The organism is Bacillus sp. EB V-12, assembly GCF_056158125.1.
On the sequence record NZ_JBUXJL010000003.1, the window covers coordinates 608,293 to 623,667 of the forward strand.

Sequence of the window (15,375 nt, forward strand, 5' to 3'; positions counted from 1 at the left end):
ATGACTTTTTAGTGATTTTCTATCATTTTTTATTTTTTAGTCGCATCCTCATTATTTATATCAAGTACATCTAATAAAAAGATAAAGATTGGTATCCCGATAATAAGCCCCCATATTCCGAGGAAATGCTCTGAGAAGATAAGAATCATAAATGTGTAGAATATTGGTAAATTTGTTTTTGCAGACATAAACTTCGGATTTAAAAAATAACTTTCAAGAGCATGGATTACTGTTATGAATACGAGTATGTATACTACGTACATAACTCCGCCTACGTTGTAAGCAATGATACAAAGTGGAAACAAAGAAATAATCACACCTGCAACAGGAATCAACCCTAGTAAGAAAATCATAACAGCTAATACAAGTAGCTGTGGAAATCCTAAAACGATTAATGCAATGACAGTAAGAATACAATTTACAACGGCAATTAAAAACTGAGCCTCAATTACTTTGCCGAACGATCTTGCAAATCTTTCACCAAAATATGCAATTTCTTCATAAAAGATTTTTAACTTACTATCTTTAAACTTTGATGTAAATGTAATAATACGCTCTTTTTCTAATAAGAAAAATAAGCTTAAAATTAGAGATAATAATATTTGTAAACTTACCTTCCCTATATTTGCTATTGATTGATATATGACGTCTACACCTTGTTCTATATATTTTGATACTTCCATCCCATTAATTGTCGAAAGTGCATATTTAACGATTTCATTATCAGGTGGATTTTGAAAAAACAGTTTAAATTGATAAATTAATTGTGAAATTTGTATCGTCAGCACAGGTAAATATTTATATAATGTTGTGCCTATAAAGGAAACTAGTATTATATATAAACATGCAATAACAATTTTCCGGTTTACTTTCAATTTTCTTGAAATAAAACGTTGAAATCGATCCATTAAAAACGTCAGTATAAACGTAATTAATATTAAATTAATCATACTTTTTAATGCGTATAATACAAGCGCTACTATTATTAAAACGAGAAACCGTTGAAACCCTCTACTTCGAAAAAAACTCTTTACTTCATTCATTAAGAATTAACCTCCCCCTTCAATGGATGGAAATTGAATATATTACATTTTATGAACTCCTATAGACAATCTTTCTTACTAATTGAGAAGAATCCTTTTTTTCTTTTCATATTGTTAGATTCGTTTAACTGGAATCCACCAACATAATTTCGGTGGATTCCAGTTATTTTTCATATAATCTTTTATAAACTAGGTGATTTTCTATTTTTAGACTGCTGTTCATACGCATATCCAATATTGAAAAGCTCTTTTTCACCAAACTGTTTCCCTACAAACACTACACTGATTGGTTCTCCATTTTTATCATATCCAGCAGGAACCGCTAATTCCGGATAACCAGCTACAGCTGATAGAAGGACTTCATCGTTATTAATCATAACTAGAGCATCCAAACCTTTTTCTACTAAATACCTATCTAGCTCTTTTCTTGCATTTTCTTGACTCGTTTGCACTACGTTTTCAAACTCTTCTTTCGTTATAGCAGATTTTTCAGACCCTTCAATTAATGTTTGTCCGTATTTTATTCGTCTTTTACTATCCTTTTTATTAAACGCTATAATCTCTTCTAACGATTTTACCGGTACATTCTTTTGCTGTGAAAGATAGTCGTTTACATTATGCTTGAACTCATATTCTAATGTTTGCAAATTATCTACACCCTCAGCACTTAACTGGATATTATCAGTTAATATCGCACCTGCATCTTGAAGGTCTTTTCTAATTTTTTCTGCTACTGCTTTTCTATTTTCATCTTGTTGGTCTACAGAAAAAAGAAGCCCTATCTTTTTCCCTTTTAATCCATCTATTGATAAATCCTTTGTATAATCAATCCTTTCTTTATCTTTCATTTTTTCTGTCATAACATCTTTTTCATCATAACCTATCATTGCATTAAATAGTGTTGCTGCATCTTTTACTGTTCTTGCCATAGGTCCTGCTGTATCAAGAGTTTCAGCTAATGGAATAATTCCTGTTCTACTTACCATACCTAAAGATGGACGTAACCCAACTACTGATTGCTGCGCCGCTGGTGCAACAATCGATCCCGTCGTTTCTGTTCCAATTGCAAGCGGCGCAAAATCTGCTGCAACTACTGTAGCAGATCCTGAACTTGATCCTGAAGTATCGAATGTAATCGGACCGTACGGATTTAAATTTTGTCCTTTCTTCCCGCTATACCCGCTTGGCATTGTAAAAGATAAATAGTTCGCCCACTCAGACATATTCGCTTTTCCTAAAACAAATGCTCCTTCTTCTTTCAACTGCTTCACAATTGTTGCGTCTTGATCTGCAATCCAATCTTTTAATACATAAGTTCCTGCACTAGTCGGCATCACTTTTTCCGTCTGTACATTATCTTTTACAACGACAGGAATACCATATAAATTCGACTTTTTGTTTCTCCCCCGCTCTTGATCTAACTTTCTTGCTTCTTCCATCGCATTAGGATTTATCTCTGTAACAGAATTTAATGTTATTCCATTTTGATCATGTTCTTGTATTCTAAAGAGATAAATACTCGTTAATTCTTCATATGACAACTTTCCATCATCAATCATTTTTTGAAGCTCATCTATAGTCGAATTTACGACTTCTTTTTCTTTTATCTTTACATTTTCTATATTGATTCCTTTAAGCTGATTATGTATCGGTTGTAGCACTCTTTCTTTATCATATACAATACGCTCAGGTTCCTTTGGAAAATAATTTTTATACACGTAATATCCGCCGGCACACGCTAATAAGACAATGCCTCCAGTGATAGACAGCGTTACCTTTACCCATTTCTTCATGTTGCTTCCTCCACTCTATAAGATGCTTAGCTATACAAAAAAGAGAGTTACCTTTTACTTAACTCTCTCCAATCAAAATGCTAAATGAAAAAATGAAAGATTTCAATCTAATTACTTCTTTTTTTGCATTTGCTTTGCTAACATTTCTTTCACTTGATTATACGTTAATCCTGAATTTTTATTTAAACGCTTTACTTCCTCAACATCAGTACCTACCACTGTATATTTTTTCTCATCATTCATTTTTCTAATTCCCTTCTCACCGTATTATTTCTTATATTTCTTCCCTAAATGCGCATAAATTAACACCACTACAAAAAAGGAAGCTGTTTTTTAGCACAGCTTCCTTCTCGTTACATATTGTATTTCTTAATAAAATTTCACTACATCTTCAGTAGGCAAGAACGTTCTTTCTGCTGGTTGTTCGTTTGGTTCACCAAATGGCATTTGACCTACTAAGCTCCACTCTGCCGGAATGTTCCAAGTTTCTTTCACTTCAGCATCTACGATTGGGTTGTAATGTTGTAATGAGGCCCCAATTCCTTCAGCAGATAATAGCATCCACACAGTATGTTGTAACATCGCATTTCCTTGATGAGACCAGAATGGGAACTGATCTTTGTATAATGGAGCATTTTCTTGCATTTTTTCTACAGTTGCTTGATCTTCAAAGAATAGAACTGTTCCTACACCTGCATGGAAGCCTTTTAGTCTTTCTACAGTCGCTTCAAAGTTTTCTGCTGGTACGCGTGCTCTTAGTGTTTCTTTAACGATATCCCAAAACTTTTCATGCTCTCCATCCATTAATACAACCATACGACCACTTTGCATATTGAAAGATGTTGGTGCGTGTAAAGCTGTTTTTAACACTTCTTCAATTCTTTCTTTCGTAATTGCATCATTTTTTGTTACTTTACGAATTGAACGGCGGTTCACGATTGCTTCTTTTAAGTTTGTTGTAGTTGCTGACATTTTAATTCCTCCAAATGTTTGTTTTATAATTTATTTTGTTATTTCATAACAAGCGAATTAGCAATATCCATCGGTATTACATTGCATACCTTCAAATGAATTTGTTTTATCCTTTTCAATTTCTTTATCAATGACCCTTTCTAGTGTTTCTTTACTAGCAAGCCCTTGAATGACTTCATCTCCAATCATGACAGTTGGAACAGCCATAATATTCGCTTCATCATATGCGTGTTGAATTGCTTCTTGATGCTTTTCTTTATATTTACGAGTTACTAAAGCATCTTTAAATTCCGCCTCAGGAAGTCCTATTTCTACCGCTAATTTTGTTAACACATCAATATCTTCAATGTTTTGCTCTTCTTGGAAAAATGCTGTGAATACGCGGTGATGATACTCATTACCTAGTCCACGTTCTTTTGCAAATTGACATCCTTCGAAAGCTAAATGTGTATATGGATGTGGTGAAACACGTGGCAAGCGCATATCAATTCCTAACTTCTTCGCTGTCGGAAGAATGAAAGCATCCCATGAACCTAATTTTTCTGGTTCATTCCATGGATCTATTTTTGAATATGGACTTGGACGTAATTCAAATGGCATCCATTCAATCTCTACATCTTTCTCTTTCGCTACCTCATCTAATGGACCTTTTGCTAAAAAACAAAACGGACATATAAAATCTGAGTATACTTTCATTTTTACAGTCATAACTTTTACACCTTACCTTATCGTTGTAATCAAACCAGTTACATTGATGATAAAAAAATATAAATATTATTTAAACATTCATTTTTTCTTGCAAAGTTTCAAACAACTGCCCCATCGTAATATTTCTCAAAACTTCTTCCATCGCGGATTGCGCTTGAATTAAAATAATTTCTAACACCGCTTGAATATTCGCCCCAATTGGACAATCTGGATTCGGTTGCTCGTGAATATGAAATAGCTTGTCTTCTTCGACTACGTTCACTGCATGATACACATCTAACAATGTGATTTCATGTAAATCCTTTAGTAATCCCGCGCCACCCGGTCCACGATTTACGTAAACAAAGCCAGCTTGTTTCAAGTACGACATCATTTTACGAATGACTACCGGATTCGTATTTACACTTTCAGCCATATAGTCTGAAGTACAAAGTGAAGATGGATTGTTTTTCAAAATAGATAAAATATGAACAGCTATGGAAAAGCGGCTACTAATTTTCATCGTAATCACCACCTCGATGTAATCATTATAGTTACAACTAAAAAATAAGTCAATCCTTTTCATAGATTTTTTATAAGCAAATTAAAAAGTGCCCCATTATGATATATGAGACACCCCTTTTTATTCTGCAAATAGCGCTTGAAATTCTTCAATAAATAGCTGTACAGCGATTGAAGAATCCTTTAATGAAGGAACAGCTAAAGCAATTTCTCTCCATACTTGCGGTTCCAATTCTCTCGTTTGCACATTATGTGGTAAATTCGTTAAAGATAATTCAGCTAATATTGCAATGCCTAATCCTTCTTGAATCATATTTAAAGCTGTAGTAACGGTAGAAATTACATACTCAGCCCGAAGTGGTACGTTGGCTTGTTTAAACATATCAATGATGGGTGGTTCGTATCCGCCCTTACATAATATGATCGGTTCATTCTCCAAATCACGAATTGTAATAGAGTCCTTCTTACAAAGAGGATGATCCTCTCTTAAGATAGCAACCATTTTCCCCTTCGTTAACGGGACAATCTCCATCTCTTTATTAGGCAAAATAACAATTCCTATATCAACAACCCTCGATATTAACCAATCTTCAACTTCTTTAATTGTTCCTTCGCAAAGAACGACCTCTAAGCTCGGATACTTCTCCTTAAAATGGTTTATCATTTTCGGTAAGAAATGTGCAGAAGCACTCGGAAAACTCCCAATTCGAATCGTCCCCACTTCGTGTCCTTTCTCCATCGCAACTTCTTGTTCAATCTTCGCTACACCGTTCAAAATCTCTCTAATATGTACAAGAATCCTATTTCCTACATCCGTAACGAGTAGCCCTTTTCGTTTATCACGTATAAGAATAGTAACTCCTAACTCTGACTCAATACTTGAAATCGCATGACTAACAGCTGGCTGCGTCATATTTAACACCCTGGCAGCCTTCGTAAAACTACCTAAATCAACAGTTTTTATTAATACTTGCAGTTGTGTAATGGTCATAACTAATCACTTATACTCCTCATAAAAAAGATTCATTTTATTTATTACAGTCGATATCATATCATAGTGAAATGAATAACAACAAGGAGGTCTTTCAGTGACACAGCTTTCTCGAACTAAGACGGCCATCATCCTTACCTTTCTCGTTTTCATGTGGGGAATCAATTGGCCTTTATCAAAGTTTGCCCTGCATTATACACCACCTGTTTTATTTGCAGGCGTTCGAACTTTAATTGGAGGATTCATTTTACTTCTGTTCGCATTACCGAAATACAAAGAGTTACATTTAAAAGAAACGTGGCATTTATACGTTATTTCTTCCTTACTTAACATCATTATATTTTACGGATTACAAACTGTCGGCCTTCAATATATGCCTGCTGGGTTATTTTCCGCCATTGTATTTCTACAACCAGTTTTACTCGGTATTTTCTCGTGGATATGGCTTGAAGAATCAATGTACGGCTTGAAAATTTTCGGGCTTGTTCTCGGATTTATTGGTGTAGGCGTTATTAGCTCAAGCAGTTTAACAGGACATATTTCTGTTATTGGAATCCTTCTCGCGTTAGGATGCGCTATTGGCTGGGCACTTGGCACAGTATTCATTAAGAAGACTGGTCACCGTGTGAATGCCATTTGGATGGTAACACTTCAGCTTATTATTGGTGGTCTTTGCTTAATTGGATTTGGTTCAGAGTTTGAAAGCTGGTCTAGTATCGCTTGGAGTATGCCATTTGTTAGCGTACTTCTCTTTATTTCATTCTTTGTTATTGCAATGGGGTGGCTTGCATACTTCACACTTGTTGGAGCTGGTGAAGCAAGTAAAGTTGGGGCTTATACCTTCCTCATTCCACTAATAGCTATTATTGTAAGTTCAATTTTCTTACATGAGGCTATTACCATTAGCTTATTCATCGGACTATTATTTATTGTTGTGAGTATTTGTTTTGTAAATATGAAACCGAAAACACTTGCTGTAAGGCAGCAAGTTGAAATGAAATAAACGTAAGAAAGAGCCTACTGTTTGTAGGCTCTTTCTTACGTCTTACTTTTTACGACGTACTACAAGAACACACGCACTTACCGACGATACTATCGCCAAAATAGATAAAACAATCGCTATCAATTGCATATTACTAGTACCTTCATTCTTTTCTACATTAGATACTTCACCATGTTCTCCTGTTAATGACGTACCTTTTGCAATTGTAGTAAGTGAATGCGGTTTTTCAGCTCTCTCATCGCCTGTCCATTCAACAATTTCTCCGTCTTTATATTGTTGATATGCATCCCAAGCTATTTTTTGTTCTTTATCCGGATTTTTAGCGACGAAAGTAAATCGCTGGAACTGACCGGGTAAAATCCCTTCTCCTATTGCTTCCCATACTACAGTTTTCACTTTTCCGGCATTATCTTTTTGCTCTTCCATTTTCCACCCTGGCACTGGTTCATACTGTTGGAATTCCACACCAGACGGTATTTTCAGTGTAACTTTTGTTGTTGCTATATTCTTTTCAACTGGTACTTTTATCGTGTAAGTCTCCCAAGAACCGATGTCAGAAGTTGCTGGCTTCACAGTAACGTGCGCACTAACAGGTAACGAAAACATTCCCATTGCAATTACTGTTGCGATCATTGTTGTTCCTAATTTTTTTATGCGTTTCATTTTCAATTAGCTCCTTTTTATCTATACCTACTCTTTATCCCGCTATTCGCCGGGTAGCCCAATTGATGAGGGCTGCTTAAAGTTTCACTTTATCTGCCACCTACAATAAATTTATAATCCGTATCGAAGCTATCAAGCGATTTCGTTAATCCGTGTACTTGTATATTCCAGTTTCCTGTCATGTTAATATACATACCTTCTGCTTCATATTCTCCCGGTGAAACTGCCGAAACTTTAAATGATCCTTTTCCCATATTCATATCTAACGATTGAGTCGTTAATATAATTTGTTCCATATCAGTAACGGGTTGTCCGTTCTCATCCTTTAAAGTAATATGGAATATATTTTGTCCTACTCTATTAGGACTTACATTTAGCGTCATTTCATATCCATTATCTAATTGTTTACTCTCTGTAAAAGGTCCAGTAGGAGGCATCGGTGGTGTTTGTACGTTTGTCATAAAAGCTACAATTACGAAAATGATAATTCCAATGATAAACTCTACTTTCACCGTAGCACCTAATCCTTGCTTCGCTCGCATTCTCCCTTTCATATAATGAATAATTCCCAATATCCCCATGAAAATGAATAAAAGTATCTTTGTTAATAAAGCCAATCCATACTTCGTATCAAATAACGAGTGGATTGTTGGAATAAAAAATGTACTGTTAAAAAGGCCTGTTATTAAAATCACGATAACAGCACCTGTTGCCCACGGTGAAAAACGCTTAATCATATCCCAATACATATGCCACTTGTTATCCTCTTTACGTAAAAGAAGAATAATAGATGATAAACCACCAACCCATAATGAAGCTGCGAATAAATGTAGAAAATCCATAACGACAGCAATGTCTTTAAACTTTAAACCGTATGCGTGACTATTAAAGGCTTTCATAACAAGTAACCCTATAAACAATAGTATTGGAATACTCCATACTTTAAACGACGAAAACTTCTCATGCTTCACCGCAAAATACGTAACAATTATAAGCGTACTAATGAGAACCATTTGAGTAATCCATACATAACCAAAAACAGAAAGCTGTAATGTTTCTTTTAATAGTAAAGGATTGAATGCTTCTAGCCACGAAACATCAGCATTTATTTTCGCTTGCAGTGGTAGATTGAATAACAAGCTAATAAATATCCCTAATAAGGAAATCCATATTATGTTCTTACTCCTTGATTGAACCGAGGTTGCATTCCCTTTATACATAATAAGATTAAAGAATAGCACTCCTATAAATAGTGAGAAACTTGTATATAAAATTCCACGTTCCATGATCATATCAATTTGCGGAACATACCCCATTTCTTCCACTTGTACATCGTCTGTTTCCGCTTCCGCTAATCCAATACGGAATGGAATAACCCCTTGAATTGGATGTCCATCAGCTGAAATAGCTTTCCACTGAATAGAGTAGAGACCATTTTTGAGGTTTTCTTTTAATCCGGCTTCTAATAGTTTTTTATTTTTTTTATCAATATGAGCATCTTTTAAATCGACCCTTTTACCTGATTTATCTCTCACGTACAATGTATTAAAACGTGAAACTTGTATGTCCTCATCGAATTCAATTTTTACAACAGATGGTGCTCTCTTCAACGTTTCATTTTCCATAGGGTTTGATTTCACAACGTACGCATGAGCAGATGCACTTTTCGGTATCAATATGATAAGCACACATGCAAGTAATAACCATGTCCCTAATCTTCTCATTACTTTCACACTCATTTCACTTCTTTCTTCCTCATTGCTCTATTTTCATTCCTTTAACTTCCAAAGTTTGATTCTCCGTAGAAATATTAACCTGATTAAATATAAATTTCTATAAAGTATAACTCTTTATTTCTCTTCCACCTCTAAACTTCCAATATAATAGTAACTATTATGATGGATACAACTTACATTTTTAAAGCCGATTGTTATTATATCATAAAATATATTTATGTAAGTTATCAAAGAAGAAAAGTTATCGTGAATCATTTGTGAAGAAAATGTGAAATACATAAATAAAAAGGTATTACGTTATTACGTAACACCTTTAAAAAAATATCCTTCTCCTATTTCTCTTCCGGATAATCACAATACTCGATAATCGTTCCTTCAGTATCCGCTGGGTTAAGATAAATTAACCTTCTACCGTGCTTATTAATGCGTAGTGTATGCTCTAATGTCCGAATACCTTGTTCTTTTAACTCTTCTAGAGCCACATCTAAATCATCGACACGATACGCAACGTGATGTACACCTTTACCTTTTTGTTTTATAAATCGGGCAATTGGTGAAGTGGTGTTATTTGTCGGTGCAAGTAATTCAATTCTATCTCCATCCACTTCAAGAATGGCTACTTCACTTTCTACACCTGTTGTCTCACTTACGTAACGATCTATTAATTCTCCTGATAGAATCTGTTCATAAAAACGTATCGTACTATCTATATCACGAATTGCAATTCCGATATGATCAATTGTTTTTTTCATTTTATTTCCCCTACTACTTTATTTTTTCTCATTATTAATAGTAACAAAAAAAGCTATAGAAACAAGTTCTATAACTTTTTTTATTTAACCTATTTTCTTATCCGCTCTAGTTGCTGGTTGAACTTGGTTTTTCACTTTTAAAATGCTAAGTCCATATCCGATAAATCCACCGATAATCGCTGGGAAGATCCAGCCTAATCCTACTTCCTGCATCGGAAGGAATTTAGTGAACACTTGGCTTACTACTTCAATGTTAACTCCAGCTGCACTTAATCCATCGAATAAGCTGATGATAAATGTTATGATTAAGCTCACTTGATAAACTTCAGCTCTTCCTTTGAATAATGAATGGAAGAATGTTAAGAAAATCAATACGATTGCTAGTGGATAAATTGCTGTTAATACTGGAACAGAAACTGCGATTAACTGTGTTAATCCTACATTTGCAACAATTGCACTAAATACACATAGCGTGATTGCAATTGCTTTGTAAGGAACATTTGGGAATAACTTATGGAAGAATGAAGAACATGCTGATACAAGTCCCACACTAGTTGTTAAACAAGCTACTGTAATCATTAATCCTAATAATACTCCGCCATATGATCCGAAATAGTAGTTAGAAACTTTCGCTAATACTTCTCCGCCGTTCTCTAAATGTCCAAGTTTTGCAACACTTGAAGCACCCATATAAGAAAGTGCTGTATAGATAATTGCTAAAATAGATGCTGCAATAATTGTCGCTTTTGCACAAACGACCATAATTTGTGTTTTCGTTTTCGCACCTTTTTCTTTAATAGCATTGATAATGATAATCCCGAATACGAATGATGCAAGCGTATCCATCGTTAAGTATCCTTCTTGGAATCCTTTAAAGAATGCATGTGATGTATAAGCTTCCACTGGTGCTTGCATATCTCCAATCGGATGTATAAAAGCAACGATTACTAAAATACCGATGAAAGTCAACTTAATTGGTGTTAAGATTTTTCCAACAATATCGACAATTTTCGCGGGATTTAGCGAAAAAAAACAAGTGATACTAAAGAATATAATTGTGAAAAGAATTAAAGGTGTAGAACCTACTCCTTCTGGCATAAATGGTTTAAGACCAATTTCATAAGAAACATTTCCTGTTCTCGGTATTGCAAATAACGGACCAATCGCTAAGTATAAAACTGTTGTAAACACAATCCCAAACACTGGGTGAGCACGACTAGCTAACGACTGCAAATCATCTTTACCTGAAAAACCAAATGCTAGCACACCTAGTAATGGTAATCCAACACCAGTTACTAAAAATCCAGCGTTAGCAATCCATACATTCTCTCCTGCTGATTGACCAAGCATCGCTGGGAAAATTAAATTTCCCGCTCCAAAAAATAGTGCAAATAACATTAATCCAATAACTACTATGAACGAAAACGGTACTTTATTCGCCATAATATAACCCCCATTCAAGTTTCCTTATCTCATTTTCCAATTTTAACTAATTGAATTTTCTGAATATTTAATTTAAGTATCAACTATTCTTGAACTCATTATAGTTTGCTATATAATATTTTGCAATACTATTTTCGAACTTTTCTTTTATTTTATAAATATACATTTTTTAACATGAAAAATAGACTAAAAAACCAACATGGTCATCCATGTTGGTTTTTCCATTTACTATCATGAATTAAAATTTTGCTGCTACTTTTTTAACGTTTTCTAGACCTTCTTCAACAATTTGTTGTGAACGATCTGGATATTGATTGTGTCCTTCAATTACAACTGTCTCTGGATTTGTAATTCCCCAGAATCCAAGTACCGTTGTTACGTAATTAACTGCCATTTCCATAGGAGCCATTTGCTCTGAAGAGTAATCTGAACCACGAGCACCTAACACAACTACTTTTTTACCACCAACTAAACCTTCTGGGCCATTTGCTGTATATTTAAACGTTTTTCCAGCTTGAGATAAGTATGAAATATATGTGATTAATGGCGCTGGTACTGTAAAGTTCCATAATGGGAATGCAAATACAACCTTATCAGCTTCTAAAAACTGATTTAAATATTGATCTACTGTAGCAACTGCCTTCTCTTCTTCAGCAGTTAACTCCATGCCTTGGCTACGTTTATATCCACCTGAAATCGCGATATTTCCGTAATAAGGAAGATCTAATGCAAATAAATCTAATTCCGTAATTTCTGTATTTGGATTTGCTTCTTTATAAGTACTTACAAATGTTTCATACATTTTTGAACTAACTGCTTGCTCCGCTGGACGATCGTTTGCTTTTACAAATAATACTTTTGACATTTTTTTATTCCCCTCTACATTCGTATTTTCTTCTTTTTTACCAAATAATGAGCTAAATAGTCCCATTTTCTTCACCTAATCTTTCTTTTCATATTCATTATTCATCATCATAAAAATTCTTATTCTAAGAAAAAGTTCCAATAGATACCTTAAGTTACGCTATCACAACTTTTGTTATTTAATTACCTTATGTAAGTGATTGTAATATAGTCACTTACTTTAGTCAAGTAACTTTTAATAAAAAATAAAATCTCAACTTAAAAATATTAACTAAAATACAATTGAACACCAAATACATCTTTATTACTTGTATAATAAACTTTGAGAGGAAAATTCATATATAGAAAGGATTTATTCATGAGCACTATAGAAAAGCTTCAAACTTTTATTATTCTTTTTGCTGTTACATGCGGCATCGTACTCGGACAATTTAATATGATACATACGTATTCAGACAAATTTATTGTCCCCTTCTTATTTTTCATGCTATATGGATTATTCCTCAGCATTCCATTAAAAGAAATAAAAAACGGATTTCGCAATTTAAAATTTGCTGGAACAAGTCTTACTATTAACTTCTTATGGACACCTTTACTCGCTTGGGGGTTAGGAGCACTATTTCTTTCCGATCATCCAGCACTTTGGGTTGGATTTATAATGTTAATGGTTACTCCATGTACAGATTGGTACTTAATCTTTACTGAAATAGCGAAAGGTAATGTAGCACTTTCTACTGCAATTTTACCTGTAAATTTAATTTTGCAAGTACTGCTCCTTCCCATTTATTTATTTTTATTTGCTGGTGTCATGAAAACTGTAGCGATTTCTGTTTTAGTAGAAAGTATTGTTATCGTAATCGTCTTACCATTTATACTTGCACACGCTACAAAGTTCATTATGAATAAAATGAAAAAAGCTGAAACTCTCGAGAATAAACTCATTCCGTTTTTCAGCTCTGCTCAAATTATATTTTTAAGTTTAGCAATAGTAGCGATGTTTGCATCACAAGGTAAATATTTACTGCAAAATATGAATGTCGTTTTATTATTACTCGTTCCTGTTCTATTGTTCTTCATCATTAATTTTTTACTAGGACAATTTATCGGGCGCATGATGCATTTATCTTACATAGATACAGTAAGTCTAAGCTTAACAACGTTAGCAAGAAACTCACCTGTTGCACTCGCTATCGCTGTGACCGCTTTTCCAGACGAACCTCTTATCGCACTTGCACTCGTTATTGGACCATTGATTGAGTTACCGGTACTAGCTTGTGTGTCACAAGTTTTGTTGCTTATTAAGAAAAAACGGCAATATGCATAATAAAAAACGTCCCATTTTGGGACGTTTTTTATTATGGAAAGATTACATACAACACTTACTTCTTATTTATCAATACAAATGAAATTACCGAAACTACAAACGTAATAATACCAATTATAAATTGATCGGCTCTAAAAATTTTATATGTTATAGAGAATTAACTTTTCGTTACATTAACAGATCCTTTCTAATTAAAAATGATAGGAAACGTAAATATAACGAAAGCTGCCCAAAGTCCGTATATTGGCAAATACTTCGTAACGGCATCTTGGATAGCTTTTGGTCCTGATTTATTTTGCAAGAAACGCATATAGGAAAACATAATCCAAATTAAATTTGCCCAGACCAGTATGTTTACACCTAAAACAGCAAGTCTATTAGGTGTAATCCCGTAAGAAGAAAGTCTGAATACTATGGCTGACAATGCGACAGTGTCAATAATAAGCGCCAGAACAATTAAGGAAAAATTTATATAATCTGAAATGTTCTTTTTCTCGTCCGAGTCACTCTCAACGATAGAAAATATAGTAACAGCCAATACGCCAAGCAGTATTCCGTTGAAGGCCATTAGGAAATTGCGATCCAAGAATGGATTTTTTCCGACCCAAATTACCGTTATAAGATAGATAAGCAAGGTAATCAGGACGAGAGGACTAAAAATTTTAGATATGTATGGTGTAATATTTTTAGCAAGCTTAAGATTCATTGATACTAAGTATGCAGTCACAATAGCGAGAGCCGCTGCTCCAAATAAAACAACATTACTAAAATAGAATTCTCCTATATCTAAGTCAACAAAGCTAAATAAACGCATGGTGAATACCGCAAGTATCATTCCGCTCACTGCCATGCTCCCGTAGAGAAGACAATATTCTAAATTAAATTTAATATAGGCTAATCTTGTACTGCCTTTTGAATATTCATTTCCTGTAAATGCAAGCCCTACTAAGCCCCATAAAAATATAGGAAGATGTAAATACGCAAGTATGGTACTGTCTTTATAATTTACTGGCAGCGTATTAAGATAATACCCGGAAATTAGGAACAACGCTGCAAGGGAATAAATAATACTTTTTTTCGGAGTATTATTGTAAACAAAATAAGCAGCAATAAAGGGAATTACACCAAAAGCCAAATTAATTGGAGCAATTGCTTCCTGCTCAACAAAGTGGAAAATGATTCTAGTGCTTATGCCGGCCAGAATAGCTAAAAGGCCCATGAATAAGAAACCTTTTTGAAACAAAGATGTTTTTTCTTTATTTACCTTCTCCTTGAAATGCAACCTTTCATACCAAGCAGCTAGAACCTGGGAATCAGGATTTTGGTCCCATGCTTGTGAGAATGATTTTTTAAAAGCTTTCGGATCTTTTCTATACATCTTCTCCAACTCATGAGGGTTATCCATATTTTCGATAATCAAATTTTGATTGTTCATAATTTTACCTCCTCTAATAAAAAACAGCTTTGTTACCTTTCTATAAAAAGCATCTCACTGATTTATTATGATAATGATTTTAATACACAATTTATTGTTTTACAATAAATAATTATCAATTATAAAGATTTTTTTATTGTATATTTC

Annotated in this window: 15 protein-coding genes; 2 read left to right on the forward strand and 13 right to left on the reverse strand. The window is 34.0% G+C overall.

The features are described from left to right. Positions 1–29 precede the first annotated feature (29 nt). From ACZDYH_RS14670 to ACZDYH_RS14700, 7 genes are all read right to left on the reverse strand, one after another. Positions 30–1,043, reverse strand: coding sequence for an AI-2E family transporter (locus ACZDYH_RS14670; protein ID WP_001006597.1), 1,014 nt, complete (start codon positions 1,041–1,043; stop codon positions 30–32). Positions 1,044–1,225: 182 nt separating this feature from the next. Further along, on the reverse strand, positions 1,226–2,836 hold the full coding sequence (locus tag ACZDYH_RS14675; RefSeq protein WP_474886475.1) for an amidase family protein: 1,611 nt from the start codon (positions 2,834–2,836) through the stop codon (positions 1,226–1,228). A 111-nt stretch (positions 2,837–2,947) separates the two neighbouring features. Continuing rightward, complete coding sequence (locus ACZDYH_RS14680; protein ID WP_000997344.1) at positions 2,948–3,079, reverse strand: hypothetical protein; 132 nt, start codon at positions 3,077–3,079, stop codon at positions 2,948–2,950. A 126-nt stretch (positions 3,080–3,205) separates the two neighbouring features. Beyond that, entirely contained in the window at positions 3,206–3,808 is a 603-nt protein-coding gene (locus ACZDYH_RS14685; RefSeq protein ID WP_001277021.1) for a nitroreductase family protein, read from the reverse strand. A gap of 57 nt (positions 3,809–3,865) precedes the next feature. Then, positions 3,866–4,516 (reverse strand): DsbA family oxidoreductase, encoded by a 651-nt coding sequence (locus tag ACZDYH_RS14690; RefSeq protein WP_006922059.1) that lies wholly within the window; start codon positions 4,514–4,516, stop codon positions 3,866–3,868. A gap of 70 nt (positions 4,517–4,586) precedes the next feature. After that, on the reverse strand, positions 4,587–5,018 hold the full coding sequence (locus tag ACZDYH_RS14695) for an Rrf2 family transcriptional regulator (RefSeq protein ID WP_042515328.1): 432 nt from the start codon (positions 5,016–5,018) through the stop codon (positions 4,587–4,589). A gap of 120 nt (positions 5,019–5,138) precedes the next feature. Further along, complete coding sequence (locus ACZDYH_RS14700) at positions 5,139–6,008, reverse strand: LysR family transcriptional regulator (protein ID WP_016122323.1); 870 nt, start codon at positions 6,006–6,008, stop codon at positions 5,139–5,141. A 97-nt stretch (positions 6,009–6,105) separates the two neighbouring features. On the opposite strand from ACZDYH_RS14700, the gene ACZDYH_RS14705 reads away from it, so the two are divergent. Continuing rightward, positions 6,106–7,011, forward strand: coding sequence for a DMT family transporter (locus tag ACZDYH_RS14705; RefSeq protein ID WP_023521703.1), 906 nt, complete (start codon positions 6,106–6,108; stop codon positions 7,009–7,011). Positions 7,012–7,053: 42 nt separating this feature from the next. Here the strand turns inward: ACZDYH_RS14705 and ACZDYH_RS14710 are convergent, their stop codons facing one another. From ACZDYH_RS14710 to ACZDYH_RS14730, 5 genes are all read right to left on the reverse strand, one after another. Further along, on the reverse strand, positions 7,054–7,674 hold the full coding sequence (locus tag ACZDYH_RS14710) for a YcnI family copper-binding membrane protein (RefSeq protein WP_474886478.1): 621 nt from the start codon (positions 7,672–7,674) through the stop codon (positions 7,054–7,056). Between the two features lie 89 nt (positions 7,675–7,763). Continuing rightward, positions 7,764–9,413, reverse strand: a complete 1,650-nt coding sequence (locus tag ACZDYH_RS14715) for a copper resistance CopC/CopD family protein (protein WP_474886479.1) — start codon at positions 9,411–9,413, stop codon at positions 7,764–7,766. Positions 9,414–9,742: 329 nt separating this feature from the next. Next, the gene (locus ACZDYH_RS14720) at positions 9,743–10,162 is read right to left on the reverse strand and encodes a VOC family protein (RefSeq protein WP_474886481.1); all 420 of its coding nucleotides are present in this window, start codon (positions 10,160–10,162) and stop codon (positions 9,743–9,745) included. A gap of 84 nt (positions 10,163–10,246) precedes the next feature. Continuing rightward, positions 10,247–11,605, reverse strand: a complete 1,359-nt coding sequence (gene brnQ, locus ACZDYH_RS14725) for a branched-chain amino acid transport system II carrier protein (RefSeq protein ID WP_474886482.1) — start codon at positions 11,603–11,605, stop codon at positions 10,247–10,249. A 238-nt stretch (positions 11,606–11,843) separates the two neighbouring features. Further along, positions 11,844–12,536 (reverse strand): FMN-dependent NADH-azoreductase, encoded by a 693-nt coding sequence (locus tag ACZDYH_RS14730; protein ID WP_000522528.1) that lies wholly within the window; start codon positions 12,534–12,536, stop codon positions 11,844–11,846. Between the two features lie 291 nt (positions 12,537–12,827). Here ACZDYH_RS14730 and ACZDYH_RS14735 point away from each other — a divergent pair, with 291 nt between their 5' ends. Next, complete coding sequence (locus ACZDYH_RS14735) at positions 12,828–13,793, forward strand: arsenic resistance protein (protein ID WP_474886484.1); 966 nt, start codon at positions 12,828–12,830, stop codon at positions 13,791–13,793. A gap of 187 nt (positions 13,794–13,980) precedes the next feature. Here the strand turns inward: ACZDYH_RS14735 and ACZDYH_RS14740 are convergent, their stop codons facing one another. Next, entirely contained in the window at positions 13,981–15,228 is a 1,248-nt protein-coding gene (locus ACZDYH_RS14740) for a DUF4153 domain-containing protein (RefSeq protein ID WP_006922049.1), read from the reverse strand. Positions 15,229–15,375 lie beyond the last annotated feature (147 nt).